This is a genomic window from Amycolatopsis sp. A133, from assembly GCF_031082405.1.
Classification (GTDB): domain Bacteria; phylum Actinomycetota; class Actinomycetes; order Mycobacteriales; family Pseudonocardiaceae; genus Amycolatopsis.
Genome location: NZ_JAVHJU010000062.1, coordinates 183,576 through 197,979 on the forward strand (window position 1 = coordinate 183,576; position 14,404 = coordinate 197,979).

The 14,404-nt window shown below is 72.2% G+C and carries 15 protein-coding genes; 12 read left to right on the forward strand and 3 right to left on the reverse strand.

The features are described 5' to 3' along the window. Nucleotides 1–80: 80 nt before the first annotated feature. The 7 genes from Q5425_RS38100 to Q5425_RS38130 are packed head-to-tail and all read left to right on the forward strand — an operon-like array spanning nucleotide 81 to nucleotide 6,933. Nucleotides 81–2,258 (forward strand): terpene synthase family protein, encoded by a 2,178-nt coding sequence (locus Q5425_RS38100; RefSeq protein ID WP_308677277.1) that lies wholly within the window; start codon nucleotides 81–83, stop codon nucleotides 2,256–2,258. A gap of 60 nt (nucleotides 2,259–2,318) precedes the next feature. Beyond that, nucleotides 2,319–3,104 (forward strand): MBL fold metallo-hydrolase, encoded by a 786-nt coding sequence (locus tag Q5425_RS38105; RefSeq protein WP_308677261.1) that lies wholly within the window; start codon nucleotides 2,319–2,321, stop codon nucleotides 3,102–3,104. Continuing rightward, entirely contained in the window at nucleotides 3,101–3,682 is a 582-nt protein-coding gene (locus Q5425_RS38110; RefSeq protein ID WP_308677262.1) for a VTT domain-containing protein, read from the forward strand. Before Q5425_RS38105 ends, Q5425_RS38110 begins: the two co-directional genes overlap by 4 nt. After that, on the forward strand, nucleotides 3,679–5,796 hold the full coding sequence (locus Q5425_RS38115) for a phage holin family protein (RefSeq protein WP_308677263.1): 2,118 nt from the start codon (nucleotides 3,679–3,681) through the stop codon (nucleotides 5,794–5,796). Before Q5425_RS38110 ends, Q5425_RS38115 begins: the two co-directional genes overlap by 4 nt. After that, nucleotides 5,793–5,954, forward strand: a complete 162-nt coding sequence (locus Q5425_RS38120; RefSeq protein WP_308677264.1) for a hypothetical protein — start codon at nucleotides 5,793–5,795, stop codon at nucleotides 5,952–5,954. The genes Q5425_RS38115 and Q5425_RS38120 overlap by 4 nt, the downstream gene beginning before the upstream one ends. Next, nucleotides 5,951–6,181 carry a ferrous iron transport protein A gene (locus tag Q5425_RS38125; RefSeq protein WP_308677265.1) on the forward strand — a complete coding sequence of 77 codons (231 nt, stop codon included), beginning with the start codon at nucleotides 5,951–5,953 and terminating at the stop codon, nucleotides 6,179–6,181. Before Q5425_RS38120 ends, Q5425_RS38125 begins: the two co-directional genes overlap by 4 nt. Next, on the forward strand, nucleotides 6,178–6,933 hold the full coding sequence (locus Q5425_RS38130) for a methyltransferase domain-containing protein (RefSeq protein ID WP_396135344.1): 756 nt from the start codon (nucleotides 6,178–6,180) through the stop codon (nucleotides 6,931–6,933). Before Q5425_RS38125 ends, Q5425_RS38130 begins: the two co-directional genes overlap by 4 nt. Here Q5425_RS38130 and Q5425_RS38135 read toward each other — a convergent pair. Next, nucleotides 6,911–7,711, reverse strand: a complete 801-nt coding sequence (locus Q5425_RS38135) for a TetR/AcrR family transcriptional regulator C-terminal domain-containing protein (protein ID WP_308677266.1) — start codon at nucleotides 7,709–7,711, stop codon at nucleotides 6,911–6,913. The two genes, Q5425_RS38130 and Q5425_RS38135, sit on opposite strands and share 23 nt — an antisense overlap. A 76-nt stretch (nucleotides 7,712–7,787) precedes the next feature. Here Q5425_RS38135 and Q5425_RS38140 point away from each other — a divergent pair, with 76 nt between their 5' ends. Genes Q5425_RS38140 through Q5425_RS38155 form a run of 4 tightly spaced genes read left to right on the forward strand, consistent with a single transcriptional unit; the run spans nucleotide 7,788 to nucleotide 12,352 of the window. Continuing rightward, nucleotides 7,788–10,061 (forward strand): excinuclease ABC subunit UvrA, encoded by a 2,274-nt coding sequence (locus tag Q5425_RS38140; protein WP_308677267.1) that lies wholly within the window; start codon nucleotides 7,788–7,790, stop codon nucleotides 10,059–10,061. Next, nucleotides 10,058–10,882 (forward strand): siderophore-interacting protein, encoded by an 825-nt coding sequence (locus Q5425_RS38145; protein WP_308677268.1) that lies wholly within the window; start codon nucleotides 10,058–10,060, stop codon nucleotides 10,880–10,882. The genes Q5425_RS38140 and Q5425_RS38145 overlap by 4 nt, the downstream gene beginning before the upstream one ends. Next, nucleotides 10,867–11,739 carry an aminoglycoside phosphotransferase family protein gene (locus tag Q5425_RS38150; protein WP_308677269.1) on the forward strand — a complete coding sequence of 291 codons (873 nt, stop codon included), beginning with the start codon at nucleotides 10,867–10,869 and terminating at the stop codon, nucleotides 11,737–11,739. The genes Q5425_RS38145 and Q5425_RS38150 overlap by 16 nt, the downstream gene beginning before the upstream one ends. A gap of 58 nt (nucleotides 11,740–11,797) precedes the next feature. Then, nucleotides 11,798–12,352 carry a GNAT family N-acetyltransferase gene (locus Q5425_RS38155; protein WP_308677270.1) on the forward strand — a complete coding sequence of 185 codons (555 nt, stop codon included), beginning with the start codon at nucleotides 11,798–11,800 and terminating at the stop codon, nucleotides 12,350–12,352. On the opposite strand, the gene Q5425_RS38160 is transcribed toward Q5425_RS38155, so the two are convergent. Both Q5425_RS38160 and Q5425_RS38165 read right to left on the reverse strand, forming a co-directional pair. Next, nucleotides 12,285–12,887, reverse strand: a complete 603-nt coding sequence (locus tag Q5425_RS38160; RefSeq protein ID WP_308677271.1) for a TetR/AcrR family transcriptional regulator — start codon at nucleotides 12,885–12,887, stop codon at nucleotides 12,285–12,287. The two genes, Q5425_RS38155 and Q5425_RS38160, sit on opposite strands and share 68 nt — an antisense overlap. A 95-nt stretch (nucleotides 12,888–12,982) precedes the next feature. Further along, the gene (locus Q5425_RS38165) at nucleotides 12,983–13,687 is read right to left on the reverse strand and encodes an SDR family oxidoreductase (RefSeq protein ID WP_308677272.1); all 705 of its coding nucleotides are present in this window, start codon (nucleotides 13,685–13,687) and stop codon (nucleotides 12,983–12,985) included. A gap of 100 nt (nucleotides 13,688–13,787) precedes the next feature. Between Q5425_RS38165 and Q5425_RS38170 the strand changes: the two genes are divergently transcribed. After that, nucleotides 13,788–14,279 (forward strand): helix-turn-helix domain-containing protein, encoded by a 492-nt coding sequence (locus tag Q5425_RS38170; RefSeq protein ID WP_308677273.1) that lies wholly within the window; start codon nucleotides 13,788–13,790, stop codon nucleotides 14,277–14,279. Nucleotides 14,280–14,404: the final 125 nt, after the last annotated feature.

The window sequence follows — 14,404 nt, forward strand, 5'->3', positions numbered from 1 at the left end:
TGCTCCCCTTGGCGGGCACCGGGTGCGTTTGGTTGCCTCACGGGGTGCCTCAGCAACCGTTCGTCCTCCCCGAGTTCTACATGCCCTACCCGGCGCGCCTGAACCCGCACCTGGAGGGCGCGCGCGAGCACAGCAAGGCGTGGGCCCGCGGGATGGACATGATCGACGTCCCGCAGCACGGCACGGTGATCTGGACCGAGCACGACCTCGACTCCCACGACTACGCGCTGCTCTGCGCGTACACCCACCCGGACGCCGGCGCCGAAGAGCTCGACCTGATCACCGACTGGTACGTCTGGGTCTTCTACTTCGACGACCACTTCCTCGAGCTGTTCAAGCGCACCGGCGACATCGACAGCGCCCGCGGCTACCTCGACCGGCTCGAGCTGTTCATGCCCGCCGAGGGCGAGATCACCGCGACGCCGGAAAACCCGGTCGAGCGCGGGCTCACCGACCTGTGGGACCGGACGGTCCCGCACCGGTCGGCCGGCTGGCGGCGCCGGTTCGTCGAGAGCACGAAGGCGCTGCTGGACGAGTCGCTGTGGGAGCTGGCCAACATCAACGAGGGCCGGCTCGCCAACCCGATCGAGTACGTCGAGATGCGGCGGAAGGTCGGCGGCGCGCCGTGGTCGGCGAACCTGGTCGAGCACTCGGTGCACGCCGAAGTCCCCGACGCGATCGCCGCGTCCCGGCCGATGGAGGTCCTGCGCGACTGCTTCGCCGACAGCGTCCACCTCCGCAACGACCTGTTCTCCTACCAGCGCGAAGTGCAGGACGAGGGCGAGCTGTCCAACGGCGTGCTGGTGCTCGAGCAGTTCCTCGGGCTGAGCACCCAGCAGGCGGCCGACGCGGTCAACGACCTGATCACCTCCCGGCTGCACCAGTTCGAGCACACCGCGCTCACCGAGGTGCCCGCGCTGTTCGACGAGCACTGCGTCGACGTCGCGGCGCGCGCGGCGACGTTCGCCTACGTCAAGGGCCTGCAGGACTGGCAGTCCGGCGGGCACGAATGGCACCTGCGGTCCAGCCGGTACATGAACGAAGGAGCCTTGGCCGGCCGCGGCGGCCCGGAGCTGGGCGGCGCGACCGGCCTGGGCACGTCCGCGGCGCGCATCTTCTCGTCGGTGCTCGCGACTGCGCCGCAGCGGCTGCGGGCGTACAGCTCGACGCCGTTCCGCGCGGTCGACGTTCCCCATCCGTCGATCGACATGCCGTTCCCGCTGCGGCTCAGCCCGCACCTGGGCACGTGCCGGGTCCGCAACGTCGACTGGGCCCGGCGCACGGGCTTCCTCGACGGCGTGGTGTGGGACGAGCGGAAGCTGCGGGCCACCGATCTGCCGCTGTGCGCGGCGGGCATCCACCCGGACGCGACGGCCGAGAGCCTCGACGTCACCAGCGACTGGCTGACCTGGGGCACCTACGCCGACGACTACTACCCGGTGGTGTTCGGCGCGAGCCGCGACCTCGCGGGCGCGAAGGCGTGCAATCTCCGCTTGTCGGCGTTCATGCCGGTGGACGGCTCGCCGACGCCCATCCCGTCGACCGCCCTGGAAACGGGCTTGGCCGACCTCTGGCCGCGGACCACGTCGGAGATGTCGCCGGAGAACCGGCGCACGGTGCGCCGGGCGGTCGAGTCGATGACGTCCAGCTGGCTCTGGGAGCTGGCGAACCAGGCGCAGAACCGGATCCCGGACCCGATCGACTACGTCGAGATGCGGCGGCGGACGTTCGGTTCGGACCTGACGATGAGTCTCTCGCGGTTCTCGCACGGCCGCGCGGTGCCGCCTTCGCTGTACCGCACGCGCCCGGTGCAGGCGATCGAACACTCGGCGACGGACGTGGCGTGCCTGATCAACGACCTGTACTCCTACCGCAAGGAGATCCAGTACGAAGGCGAGCTGCACAACGCGGTGCTGGTGGTGCGGAACTTCCTCGACTGCCCGGAGCAGCGCGCGTTCCAGGTGGTGACCGACCTGGTCCACGCCCGGCTGGCGGAGTTCGAGCACGCGTCGGCGATCGAGCTGCCTGCCCTGTTCCGCGACTACGCCATCGAGCCGGACGTCCAGGAGATGCTGCTGGAGTACGTCCAGGAGTTCCGCGACTGGATGGCCGGGATCCTGAACTGGCACGAAAACGTGGGCCGCTACACCGAGACGGAGCTGCGCTACCACCCGGTGGCCGGCTCGGCGCTCGGCAGCCCGAGCGGCATCGGGACGTCCTCGCTGCGGATCTCGTCCCTGCTCCCCGCGGGTCGCTGAGCCGCGTTGCACCGGCCACTCCGCCGGGCGTCCGGGGCCGGCGGAGGTGATACTCGGGGCGTGAGCGGCTTCAGCCTGCGATTCCTCGGCCATTCGACCGTCCGCCTGGAACTCGGCGGCCGGGTCGTGCTGACCGATCCCGTGCTCACCGCGCGGGTCGGTGGGCTGGTCCGGGTCGTTCCGGTGCCGCCGCCCGCGAGCTACGCCGGCGTCGATCTCGTCCTGCTCTCCCACCTGCACGGGGACCACCTGCACCTGCCGTCGCTGAAGCTGCTCGGCCGCCGGACCCGGATCGTCGTCCCCCGCGGCGCCGGGACGTGGCTGCGGAAGAAGGGCTTCGAGCGCGTCGAGGAAATCGCGCCCGGGGAGACGCTCACCGACGGCGGCCTGACCGTCACCGCCACCGAAGCCGTCCACTCCGGACACCGGTGGGGGCCGCGGCTGACCCACGGGCCGCAGAGTCCCGCGCTCGGGCACCTCGTCGAAAACGCCGGAACCACCGTCTACAACGCCGGCGACACCGACCTCTTCGACGGCATGCGCGACCTCGGCCCGGTCGACGTCGCCCTGCTGCCCGTCTGGGGCTGGGGCCCGAACCTCGGCCCCGGGCACCTCGACCCCGCCCGCGCCGCGCGGGCCGCCGCGCTCGTCGGGGCCCGTGCCGCCGTGCCCGTGCACTGGGGCACGCTCGCCCCGCCCGGCCTGCGGCGCACCGCCCGGATGCGGCGGCTGCTGGCCGATCCGCCGCGGGTCTTCGCGGCCGAAGCCGCCGGCGGCACCACCGAAGTGCTGTTCACCGAGCCCGGCGCCGACGTCGTCCTCCCCGCGCCGACGGACCGCGCGTGAACTGGACGGACCCGGCCGCCGTCGGGTACCCGGCGGTGTTCGGCGGTGTGCTGCTCGGCTCGATCGTGCCCGTCGTGCCGACCGGCGCGGTGGTGGGGGCCGCGGCCGCCGTCGCGACGACGACGGGCCACCTGTCCCTGCCGCTCGTGGTCGTCCTGGCCACGCTCGGCGCGTATGCCGGCGACGTCGTGACGTTCGGGATCCCGCGCCTGGGCAGCGAAGCGGCGTTCCGCTGGATCAGCCGCCGCCAGCCCGCCGAACGGCTCGAGCAGGCCCGCGAGCAGTTCGCCCGCCGCGGCTGGCAGCTCGTCGTGCTCGGCAGGCTCATCCCGGCCGGGCGCATCCCGGTGCTGCTCGCGGCGGCCGCGCTCGGCTACCCGTGGCGGCGCCTGCTGCCCGCCGCGTTCGGCGCGTGCCTGCTCTGGGCGATCGCGTACGCGGTGCTCGGCATCCTCAGCGGCGGCCTCTTCGACTCGCCCCTCGTCGCGACGCTGCTGGCGACGGTGCTGGTCCTGCTGGTGACGGTGCTGGCCAACCTGATCGCCCGGTGGCGGCGCAAGACCAAGGAGCGGGTGTGACGACGGCGGCGCCGAAGGGCAGGCTGCTGCGCGGCGGCCGGGCCGTCGCCCGCGCGGCCGGGGTGGGGATCGCGGTGACCGGCGCGCTGCGCCTGCTCGACGTGCTCCTGCCCGGCTTCCGGATGACGCACTGGTGGCAGCCCCCGGTCTGCGCGCTGCTGCTCGGCCTGCTCGCCGCCGTCGGCTGGCCGCTGGTCATGCGGATCGCCTACCCGCTGGCGTTCTTCACCTTCGGCCTCTCCGGGTTCCTGCTGCTCGGCGCCGGCACGCTGGCCGTGTTCCGCGGGGTGCCCGGCGTCGAGGTCGCGGACCTGCGGACGGCGGTGATCGTCACCTTCGGCATGGCCGCCGTCGGTGCGCTGATCTCCAGCGTGCTCGCCGTCGACGAAGACGAGATCTTCTTCCGCCGGGCCGCCCGCCGCCGTCGTCGGCACACCCCCGCCGCCGACGGCGCGGACCAGCCGCCCGGCGTGCTGTTCCTGCAGATCGACGGACTCGGGTTCGACACCGTCCGCCGCGCGATCCGCGACGGCGACATGCCGACGTTCGCCGCCTGGCTCGCCGGAGGCAGTCACGCGCTGACCCGCTGGCACACCGACTGGAGCTCGCAGACCGGGGCGAGCGTCTGCGGCATCCTGCACGGCTCCAACCACGACATCCTCGGCTTCCGCTGGTACGAAAAGGACCGCGACCACGTGATGGCGTGCGCGCACCCGGCCGACGCGGCCGAGATCGAGCGGCGGCACTCCGACGGGCGCGGCCTGCTGGCCGGCGACGGCGCGAGCCGCGGCAACCTCTTCTCCGGCGACGCCGCCCACGTCAGCCTCACCATGAGCTCGATCCCGGTGCTGGTGCCGAAGAAACTGCTGCGCCGCCACCGCGACCGGCTCGGCGCGGGCTACTACGCCTACTTCGCGAACCCGGTCAACGCGCTGCGCACGTTCGCCGTCGCGCTCGTCGACGTCTTCCGCGAGGTCAGCGCGTCGGTGCGCCAGCGCCGGGCCGGCGTGGTGCCGCGGATCCCGCGCGGCGGCTGGTACCCCTTCGCGCGGCCGGGCACAACGGTGATCGCGCGCGACGTCGTCGTCTCGGCGATCCTGGGCGACATGCTCGCCGGACGGTCCGTGGTGTACGCGGACTTCCTCGGCTACGACGAGGTCGCGCACCACTCCGGCATCGAGCGGTTCGACACGCTCTCGGTGCTGCGCTCGATCGACCAGCAGATCGCGCGGCTGCACCGGGCGAGCAGGCTGGCGCCGCGCCGCTACCACGTGGTGGCGCTGTCGGACCACGGCCAGACCCAGGGCCAGGCGTTCTCCCAGCGGTTCGGCGAGACGATCGAGGCCTGCGTCGGACGGCTGTGCGGTGGCTCGCCCCCGCCGGCGGCGGCGTCTTCGGGGAAGCGGCGGCAGGCCGAGAGCTGGCAGATCAACGCGGCCCTGGCGGAGGCGGCGAAGGGCGGCGGCCCGATCGCGCGCCGGCTGCGCGCCCGGGTGGAGGACGCGGAGTGCACCGAAGACTCCCCGCGCACGACGTCCGGCTCACCCGGCGCGGTCACCCGCGTGGCGCCGGGTGTGGTGGTGGTCGTGTCCGGGCACCTCGCGATGGTCTCGTTCACCGAGCACGAAGGCCGCGTCGAGCTGGAGACGATCGAGCGGGAGTTCCCCGACCTGCTGCCGTCGCTGGTCGACCACCCCGGCGTCGGGTTCCTGCTGGTGCGCAGCCGCGAGTACGGCCCGGTGGTGCTGGGCCGCGACGGCCTCCACCGGCTGACGACGGGCGTGGTCGTCGGCGAGGACCCGCTGCTGCCGTACGGTCCGCACGCCGCCGAGCTGATCCGGCGGGTGGACACGTTCCCGCACTGCGCGGATGTCATGATCAACAGCCGCTACGACCCCGCTGCGGACCAGGCGTCGCCGTTCGAGACGCACGTGGGCTCGCACGGCGGGCTGGGCGGGCCGCAGCAGCGCGGCTTCGTCGTGCACCCGCGCGAGCTGGCGTTCCCCGGCGAGGTCGTCGGGGCGGAGGCCCTGCACCGGGTGTTCCGCGGCTGGCTGACCGGCCTGGGCCACCACGTCCCGGCGGAAACCCCTGTTACGGAGGTAGTTTCGTGAAACTGACGGTCTACGGCGCGAGCTGGTGCGCGGACGCGGCGGCCGAGCGCCGGGTCCGCGAGCTGCAGGACGGCGCGCGCCGCATCCCCACGATCGTCTGGGAGGACGGTTCGTTCCTGGTCGAGCCGTCGGACGCGGAGCTGAGCGGCCGGCTGTGAAGCTGCTGCGGGAAGTACCCCTGGGAACGCGGGTCGTGGTGCGCCACCGCATCGAGGGCGGTTTCACCGACGCGCTCGGGAACTTGGTGGCCCGCGACGACGTCTCCTGCACGATCGAGACCCGGCGCGGCCCGGTCGTGGTGGCGTTCGACGCCGTCGCGCTGGCCAAGCCGGTGCCGCCGCCCCCGGTCCGGAAACCGGGTGGCGGCCCGCCGCCGGCTTTGTGACGATCGGAGCCGTGTTCGAGGACCTGGTGGCCGAAGCGGCGGCGGCGCCCGTCGACGGCTGGGACTTCTCCTGGCTCGACGGCCGCGCCACCGAGGCCCGCCCTTCGTGGGGCTACCAGCGGCTGCTGGGCTCGCGCCTCGCTTCGGCCCAGGCGGCGCTCGACCTGGAAACCGGCGGCGGCGAAGTCCTCGACGGCTGCCCGGCCCTGCCGCCGGTGTCGGTCGCCACCGAGTCGTGGCCGCCGAACATCGCGCGCGCCGCGGCCCGGTTGCGGCCGCGCGGGGTGCTGGTGGTGGCCACCACGGAGATCCCGTTCGCCGACGAGGTGTTCGACCTGGTCTCCAGCCGCCACCCGGTGACGACGCGGTGGACGGAGATCGCCCGCGTCCTGCGTCCGGGCGGGACGTACTTTTCGCAGCAGGTGGGCCCGGCGAGCGTGTTCGAGCTGGTCGAGTTCTTCCGCGGCCCGCAGCCACCTGCCGTCCGGGAGAGCCGCCACCCGGACCACGCCGTGACGGCTGCGTCCGCCGCGGGGCTGGAGGTGGCCGACCTGCGGTCGGAGTCGCTGCGCACGGAGTTCTCCGACATCGGCGCGGTGGTGTACTTCCTCCGCAAGGTGATCTGGCTGGTGCCGGGGTTCACGGTGGAGCGCTACCGCGGCAAGCTGCGGGAGCTGCACGAGCTGATCGAGCGCGATGGCCCGTTCGTCGCCCACTCGACGCGGTTCCTCATCGAGGCCCGGAAGCCTTGACGATCGCCGCCTCGACGCCGTCCAGGAGCAGCTCCAGCCCCGCCTCGAACGACAGCCGCGCCTCCCGCTCGAGATAGGGCTCCTCCGACGCCGAAGCCTCGTACTCGCCCTCCGCCCCCAGCTTCGCCACCGTCGGGAACCGCGCCGTCAGGTCCGGGGCCAGCTCCTCCAGCAGCGCCGACCGCGCGTACCACCAGTCCTCTTCGGACTGTCCCGTCTCCCGCGCCGCCTGCCGGGACTCCGCCGCCGCCTGGACCGAGCCGCGCACGATGTTGAACAGCGCCGACACCACCCAGCGGACCCGCGGCAGCGGCAACCCCGTCGAAGCCAGAACGGAAAGCAGCGTCTCCTGCACGTGGAACTCGCCCGGCCCGAGCACCGGGCGCGCCGGCGAGACCTGCAGCAGCCAGGGGTGGCGCAGGTGCAGGTCCCACAACGCACCGGCCAGGGCCAACGCGGCGGCCCGCCACCCCGAAGACTCCGGATACGACGAAGGCAGCTCGCTCAGCGTCCGGTCGTACATGAGGTCGACCAGCTCGGTCTTGCCCGGCACGTACGTGTAGAGCGCCATCGCCGTGCGGCCGAGCCGCTCGCCGACCGAGCGCATCGACAGCGCCGTCATGCCCTCGGCGTCGGCGATCTCGATCGCCGCCGCGACGATCGCCTCGACGGACAGGCCCGGCTTGGGTCCCGGACCCGTGCGCGGGGCCACCACGCGGGGCCCCCACAGCAGCTCCATGGACCGCCGGGCGTCGCCCTGACCCGCGAAGACGACCACCTTGCCGACTCCTTACAGCCTAAAGTAATGTACTCTGGAGAATCACTTTACAGCCTAAACTATCAAGAAGGACGGTATGACCTCACCCAGGCGGGCCGCCGACACCCACGACGTGATCCAGGTCCGGGGCGCCCGGGAGAACAACCTCACCGGCGTCGACCTCGACATCCCGAAGCGCCGGCTCACGGTGTTCACGGGCGTCTCCGGCTCCGGCAAGTCGTCCCTGGTCTTCGGCACCATCGCGGCCGAGTCCCAGCGGATGATCAACGAGACCTACAGCGCCTTCCTCCAGTCGTTCATGCCGAGCCTGTCGCGCCCGGACGTCGATCTGCTCGAGAACCTCAGTGCGGCCATCGTCGTCGACCAGGAGCGGATGGGCGCGAACTCGCGCTCCACGGTCGGCACCGCGACCGACGCCTACGCGATGCTGCGGATCGCGTTCTCCCGGCTCGGCGAACCGCACGTCGGCACGTCCGGCGCGTTCAGCTTCAACCTGCCCGAAGGCATGTGCCCCGCCTGCGAAGGGCTCGGCCGCGTGTCCGACCTGAACGTCGACGCCCTGCTCGACTTCGACCTTTCCCTCCACGAGGGCGCGATCCAGGTGCCGGGCTTCACACCGGACACCTGGTACGTGCAGACCTACCTCTCCTCCGGCTTCTACGACCCCGACGCCAAGATCCGCGACTTCACGCCGCAGCAGCTCGACGACCTGCTGCACAAGGACTCCTGCAAGGTGAAGGTCGGCAAGACCAACGTCACCTACGAGGGCCTCGCGGTGAAGGTCCGGCGGCTCTACCTGCACAAGGACGTCGAGTCGCTGCAGCCGAAGCTGCGCGCGTTCATCGAGCGGGCCGCCACCTTCAAGACCTGCGGCGAATGCGGCGGAGCGCGGCTCAACCAGGCCGCGCTCTCGGCGAAGATCGGCGGCAGGAACATCGCCGACTGCGCGGCCATGCAGATCAGCGACCTCGCCGGGTTCGTCCGGAGCCTCGACGCGCCGTCGATCCGGCCGCTGCTGGGCAACCTGCGCGACACCCTCGACTCGCTGGTCGAAATCGGCCTCGGCTACCTGTCGCTCGACCGCGAGTCCGCGACGCTGTCGGGCGGCGAGGCGCAACGCGTGAAGATGGTGCGCCACCTGGGATCCAGCCTCACCGACGTCACCTACGTCTTCGACGAGCCGACCGTCGGGCTGCACCCGCACGACATCGAGCGGATGAACAACCTGCTGCTCTGCCTGCGGGACAAGGGGAACACGATCCTGGTCGTCGAGCACAAACCGGAGACGATCCGGATCGCCGACCACGTCGTCGACCTCGGCCCCGGCGCGGGCACCGACGGCGGCCGGCTCTGCTACGCCGGGAGCGTCGACGGCCTGCGCGCGTCCGGCACGCTCACCGGCCGCCACCTCGACCACCGCGTCACCCTGCGTCCCGAGGTGCGGACGCCCAAGGGGCACGTGTCGATCACCGGCGCCCGCCTGCACAACCTGCGCGACGTCAGCGTCGACGTCCCGCTCGGCGTGCTGACCGTGGTCACCGGCGTCGCCGGGTCCGGGAAGTCGTCGCTGATCCACGGCTCCCTGGCCCACCGCGACGACGTCGTTGTGGTCGACCAGTCGGCGATCCGCGGGTCCCGGCGGTCCAACCCGGCGACCTACACCGGCGTGCTCGACCCGATCCGCACGGCGTTCGCCAAGGCCAACGGCGTCAAGGCGAGCCTGTTCAGCGCCAACTCCGAAGGTGCCTGCCCGCATTGCAAGGGCCTCGGCGTGATCTACACCGACCTGGCGATGATGGCCGGGGTCGCGTCGGTCTGCGAAGAGTGCGAGGGCAAGCGGTTCACCCCCAAGGTGCTGACCCACCTGTTGCGCGGCAAGAACATCAGCGAGGTGCTGGCGATGTCCGTCGCCGAAGCGCGCGAGTTCTTCCCCACCGGCAACGCGCGGCGGGTGCTCGACCGGCTCGCCGACGTCGGCCTCGGCTACATCACGCTCGGGCAGCCGCTGACGACGCTGTCGGGTGGTGAGCGGCAGCGGCTCAAGCTGGCGATCCGGATGGCCGAGCGGGGATCGACCTACATCCTCGACGAGCCGACGACCGGGCTGCACCTCGCCGACGTCGACCAGCTCCTGGCCCTGCTCGACCGGATCGTCGACGCGGGCAACACGGTGATCGTCATCGAGCACCACCAGGCCGTGATGGCCCACGCCGACTGGCTGATCGACCTCGGCCCCGGCGCCGGGCACGACGGCGGCCGCGTGGTCTTCGAAGGCACGCCGGCTTCGCTCGTGGCCGACGCCTCCACGCTCACCGCCCGCCACCTGCGCGAATACCTGGGGAAGCCGTGAAACCCACCGGTCTGCTCGAAGTGACGGCGGTGCGGCGCGTGACCCCGCGCACCGTGCGCGTCACCTTCACCGGCGACGGCCTCGGCGAGCTGGAGCCGTGGCCGGACCAGCAGCTCAAGCTCCTGTTCCCGCCACCGGGCCGCCCGGTGCGGCTGCCGCCGGCCGGCGACGACGTCATGCGCTGGTACCAGACGTACCTGGCGATCCCGGCCGAAGAACGCCCGGTGATGCGCAGCTACACCGTGCGCGGCCGCGATCCCGGGCGGGCGGCCATCGACGTCGACTTCGTGCTGCACGCCGGCCCGGCGGGACCGGCCACCGCCTGGGCTTCCCGGGCGGCGGTGGGTGAAGTCCTCGGCCGGTACGGCCCGGACCCGGCCTACCGCCGTTCCCTGTCCACAGCGGACACCCTGCTGTGCGCGGGCGACGAGACGGCCATCCCCGCCCTCGCTTCCATTCTGTCCGAAGTGGACAACACGGTGGCGTTCGTCGAGGTCGCGGACGCGGCGGAGGAGCAGCCGCTGCCCGGCGAGGTGCACTGGCTGCACCGGAACGGTGCCGAGCACGGCAGCCGTCTCCTGGAGGCGGTGCGCGGCGCGGCGTTGCCGGCGGGATCGGTGGCGGCTTGGCTGGCCGGGGAGGCTTCGACGGTCCGCGCGTTGCGCCGCCACCTCGTCGGCGACCGCGGCCTCGCCAAGAGCGCCGTCGAGTTCACCGGCTACTGGCGGCGCAGCCTCACCCAGGACGACGCCCCGACGCCGGAGGACCTGGCCGACGCGGCGGAAAAGCTGGGAGACTCGACCGGGTGGAAGGGCAGCTGACGGCATCGGGCATCGACCCGGCAGCGGTGGTGGCGGCCGAGGACATCGGCGGCGGGACGTACAACCGGGCGGTCCGGTTGCGGCTGGCGGACGGACGCCGGCTGGTGCTCAAGATCGCGCCGACGGCCGCCGGTCTGACGTACGAACACGACCTGCTGGCGACGGAGGCGGAGTACTACCGCCTGGTTTCCGGGCCGCTGCCGTCGGTGGTGGGCGCCGGGCCGGGGTTCCTGCTGATGACGGAGGTGCCGGGCGAGCCGTGGAACCGGACGCCCGGCACCGGCCCGCACCTGCGCGCCGAACTGGGCGCGATCGTGGCGGCCCTGCACGAGACGACCGGCGACGGGTTCGGTTACCTCCAGGACCCCCTGCACCCCACGTGGCCCTCGGCGTTCACGGCGATGGTGGGCGACGTGCTGGCGGACGCCGTCCGCTACCGCGTGCGCCTGCCGCGCCCGGCTGCGGAGATCGCCCACCTGGTGCGCCGCCACGAGCCGCTGCTGGAGCTGGTCACGACACCGGTCCTGGTCCACTTCGACCTGTGGGACGGCAACATCCTGGTGAAGGACGGCCGGGTATCGGGCATCATCGACGCCGAACGCGCGTTCTGGGGCGACCCGGTGGCGGAATTCGTTTCGCTCACGCTGTTCCACGACCTGGACCCGCCTTTGCTGGCGGGATATGGTCCGGCCCGGTTCGACGCCCCCGCCCGCCGGCGGCTGACGTTGTACCGGGTGTACCTGGGCTTGATCATGCTGGCGGAAATGGTGCCGCGGAAGGACACGAACGCGGACCGGGAGCGGTTCGTCTCCGAGTGGCTGGCCGGAAATCTGGACGCGGCCCAGCGGGCGCTCTGATCGGCACCGAGACGGAAAATCCGTCGGCCGCCGCAGCCCGCACCCGATACCGTGCGGCGTGCGCTCCGAAATCGTGGTCCCCCTGGCCATCCGCGACCTCACCGACGCCGATCTCCCCGAGTGCGGCTGGTCGGGCTCGCGCCTGCACCTCGAACACGTGGCGCGGGCGCTGGTCCGCGTCCGCGGCGGCGAGGCGGAATACCTGGTGGCGTGCGCGGCGCGGTCCGGGCAGCCCGTCGGCAAGGGACTGATCGACTACCGGGCGAACCCCGGCGCGGGCACCATCGGGCAGCTGGCCGTGCACCCGGTCCTGCAGTCCTGCGGGATCGGCACGGCGCTGGCGCTCGCCGCCGAAGAACGGATTCGCGCGCGCGGCTTGTCCCACGCCGAGCTGGGGGTCGAAGTGGACAACCCGCGGGCGCGGGAGCTGTACGAGCGGCTCGGTTACACCGCCTACGGCACCGCCCCCGACGGCTGGGACGAGGAAGCTCCGGACGGCTCGGTCCGCCGCTACGAAACCACCTGCGTGCTGATGCGCAAGCCGCTCACGCGAACACCAGCGACACCAGCTCGTCCACGAACGGCTCCACCAGCTCGGCCCCCGTCCGGTTGAGGACGCTGTGGAACAGCGCCACCCGCCCGTGCGCGCCCACGAAGACCACCGCCGCCGCCCGGCCCGGGGTGACCCTCAGCGGGTGGCCCGCCTCGACGCAGCGCTCGAAGCCCGCGGCCAGGTGGTCGATCACGTCCAGCAGCGGGCCTTCCGCGCGGGCGTCCGGAGCCGGCCGGGACGCGCCGTTCGCGAGCATCAGCCGGTAATGGCCCGGATTCTCCATGGCGAAGGCGCAGTACGCGTGAATCTGCGCCAGGACCCGGCCGACGACGTCGGTTTCGCTCCGGGACTCCTCCGCCGCGCGCATCGAATCCCGCAGCCGGGCGTATTCGTGCTCGAGCAAACCGCGGACCAATTCCGCACGATCGGAGAAATGCTGGTAGATGCTCGCCGGGGCGATGCCGACGGCGCGCGCGACCCCGCGGATCGTCAGCCCGTCCTCACCGCCCAGTTCGGCGAGCAACCGGCCGGCCGCGGCCAGGATCTCGCCGCGCAGCCGTTCTCCTTCGCCCCAGCGGTTTCTCGTTCGGCCCATTCCGGCTTCGACGTGTTCCGGCACCCGCCCATTCATACGCCCGCGGCCGTCACCGCCGTATTCCGGGGTCCGGAAAGCGCCATCCGGAACGGCGGTCAGGAAACCAGCTCGGGGTACAGCGCCGGGACATCACCGGACAACCCGGCCCGCACGTTGCGGCTGACGTCGTCGGCGAGCACCTCGAAGCGGCCTTGCTCGACGCCGTCCAACGCCAATCCCGCGACGACCGCCGGGTCGATTTTCGGCCCGTCGACGTGCTTGGCCATGTCGGTGTCCATGTAGCCCACGTGCAGCGCCGTCACCTGCGTCTTCTGCGGCGCGAGTTCGAGGCGCAGCGCGTTGGTCAGCGACCAGGCCGCCGACTTCGCCGCCGAGTAGGCCGCGACCCGCGGTGCGGTGAACCACGAAAGCACCGACAGCACGTTGAGCACCGCGCCGCCGCCGTTGCGCTCGAGCACCGGCGCGAATTCGCGCGTCACGGCCAGCGTGCCGAAATAGTGCGTGTCCATCTCCAGCCGGATGTCCTCGAGGGACCCGCCGAGCAGGGACGCGCCCGTCGACGAACCGGCGTTGTTCACCAGCAGCGTGACGTCGCCCGCCAGCGCGGCGGCTGCCCGGATCGACTCCGGGTCGGTCACGTCGAGCCGCAGCGGGACGACCCCCGGCAGGTCGATCGACTCCGGGTTCCTCGCGGCGGCGTAGACCTTTGCCGCGCCGCGCTCGAGGAGGGCGGCCGCGAACCGCCGTCCGAGCCCCCGGTTGGCCCCGGTGACCAGTGCCACCGCACCCGTGATGTCCATGACGAACTCCTCTCGCACCTGGCTTGCTCTTTGCAAGCTAGCTGCCACCGACCCTACGGCGTAAACTTGCTCGCAGCAAGTCAGGTCGAAGGGATCACCCATGAGCCGTCGCATCACCTGGGCGGACGCCGCCTGCCCGATCGCCCGCGCCGCCGACGTCCTCGGCGAGCCGTGGACGCTGCTGATCCTGCGCAACGCCACCGCGGGCACCACCCGGTTCGAGGACTTCCGTGCCCAGCTCGGCATCGCCGACAACGTGCTGACCACCCGGCTGGCCAAGCTCGTCGACCGCGGCCTGCTGACGAAGCTCCCCTACCGCGACGGCGGCCGCACCCGGCACGAATACCGCCTCACCCGGGCCGGCTCGGAGGCGCTGCCGGTGCTGCACGCCCTCGGCGCGTGGGGTGACGCGCACACGTCGTCGGAGAACGCGCCCGGCCCGATGACGCTGGTCCACACCCGCTGCGGCCAGGTCACCCGGCCGGGCCCCAAGTGCGACGCCTGCGGAAAACCGCTGGTCAGAGACGACCTGGCCTGGCGCGGCTCCTGGCTCGGCGAGGGCGAGATCCCCCTGGCCGACCCGGTCCGCTGAGCCCAAGCGCCCCAATGTGGCCTTGGTTGCGTTCAACGCACCCAAGGTGGCTTGGGTTCTTGGGGTGGTTGCAACATCGTGTGGTTGGAGGGTGTTGTGGCTGGTCGGGTGGGTCGGGTGTCGTT

Excerpts from the sequence above, each read along its gene's own strand:
- Q5425_RS38100 (WP_308677277.1), top strand. The coding sequence starts at position 81 with ATGCCCTACCCGGCGCGCCTGAACCCGCACCTGGAGGGCGCGCGCGAG.
- Q5425_RS38140 (WP_308677267.1), top strand. The coding sequence starts at position 7,788 with ATGACCTCACCCAGGCGGGCCGCCGACACCCACGACGTGATCCAGGTC.
- Q5425_RS38160 (WP_308677271.1), bottom strand. The coding sequence starts at position 12,887 with ATGGGCCGAACGAGAAACCGCTGGGGCGAAGGAGAACGGCTGCGCGGC.
- Q5425_RS38165 (WP_308677272.1), bottom strand. The coding sequence starts at position 13,687 with ATGGACATCACGGGTGCGGTGGCACTGGTCACCGGGGCCAACCGGGGG.
- Q5425_RS38170 (WP_308677273.1), top strand. The coding sequence starts at position 13,788 with ATGAGCCGTCGCATCACCTGGGCGGACGCCGCCTGCCCGATCGCCCGC.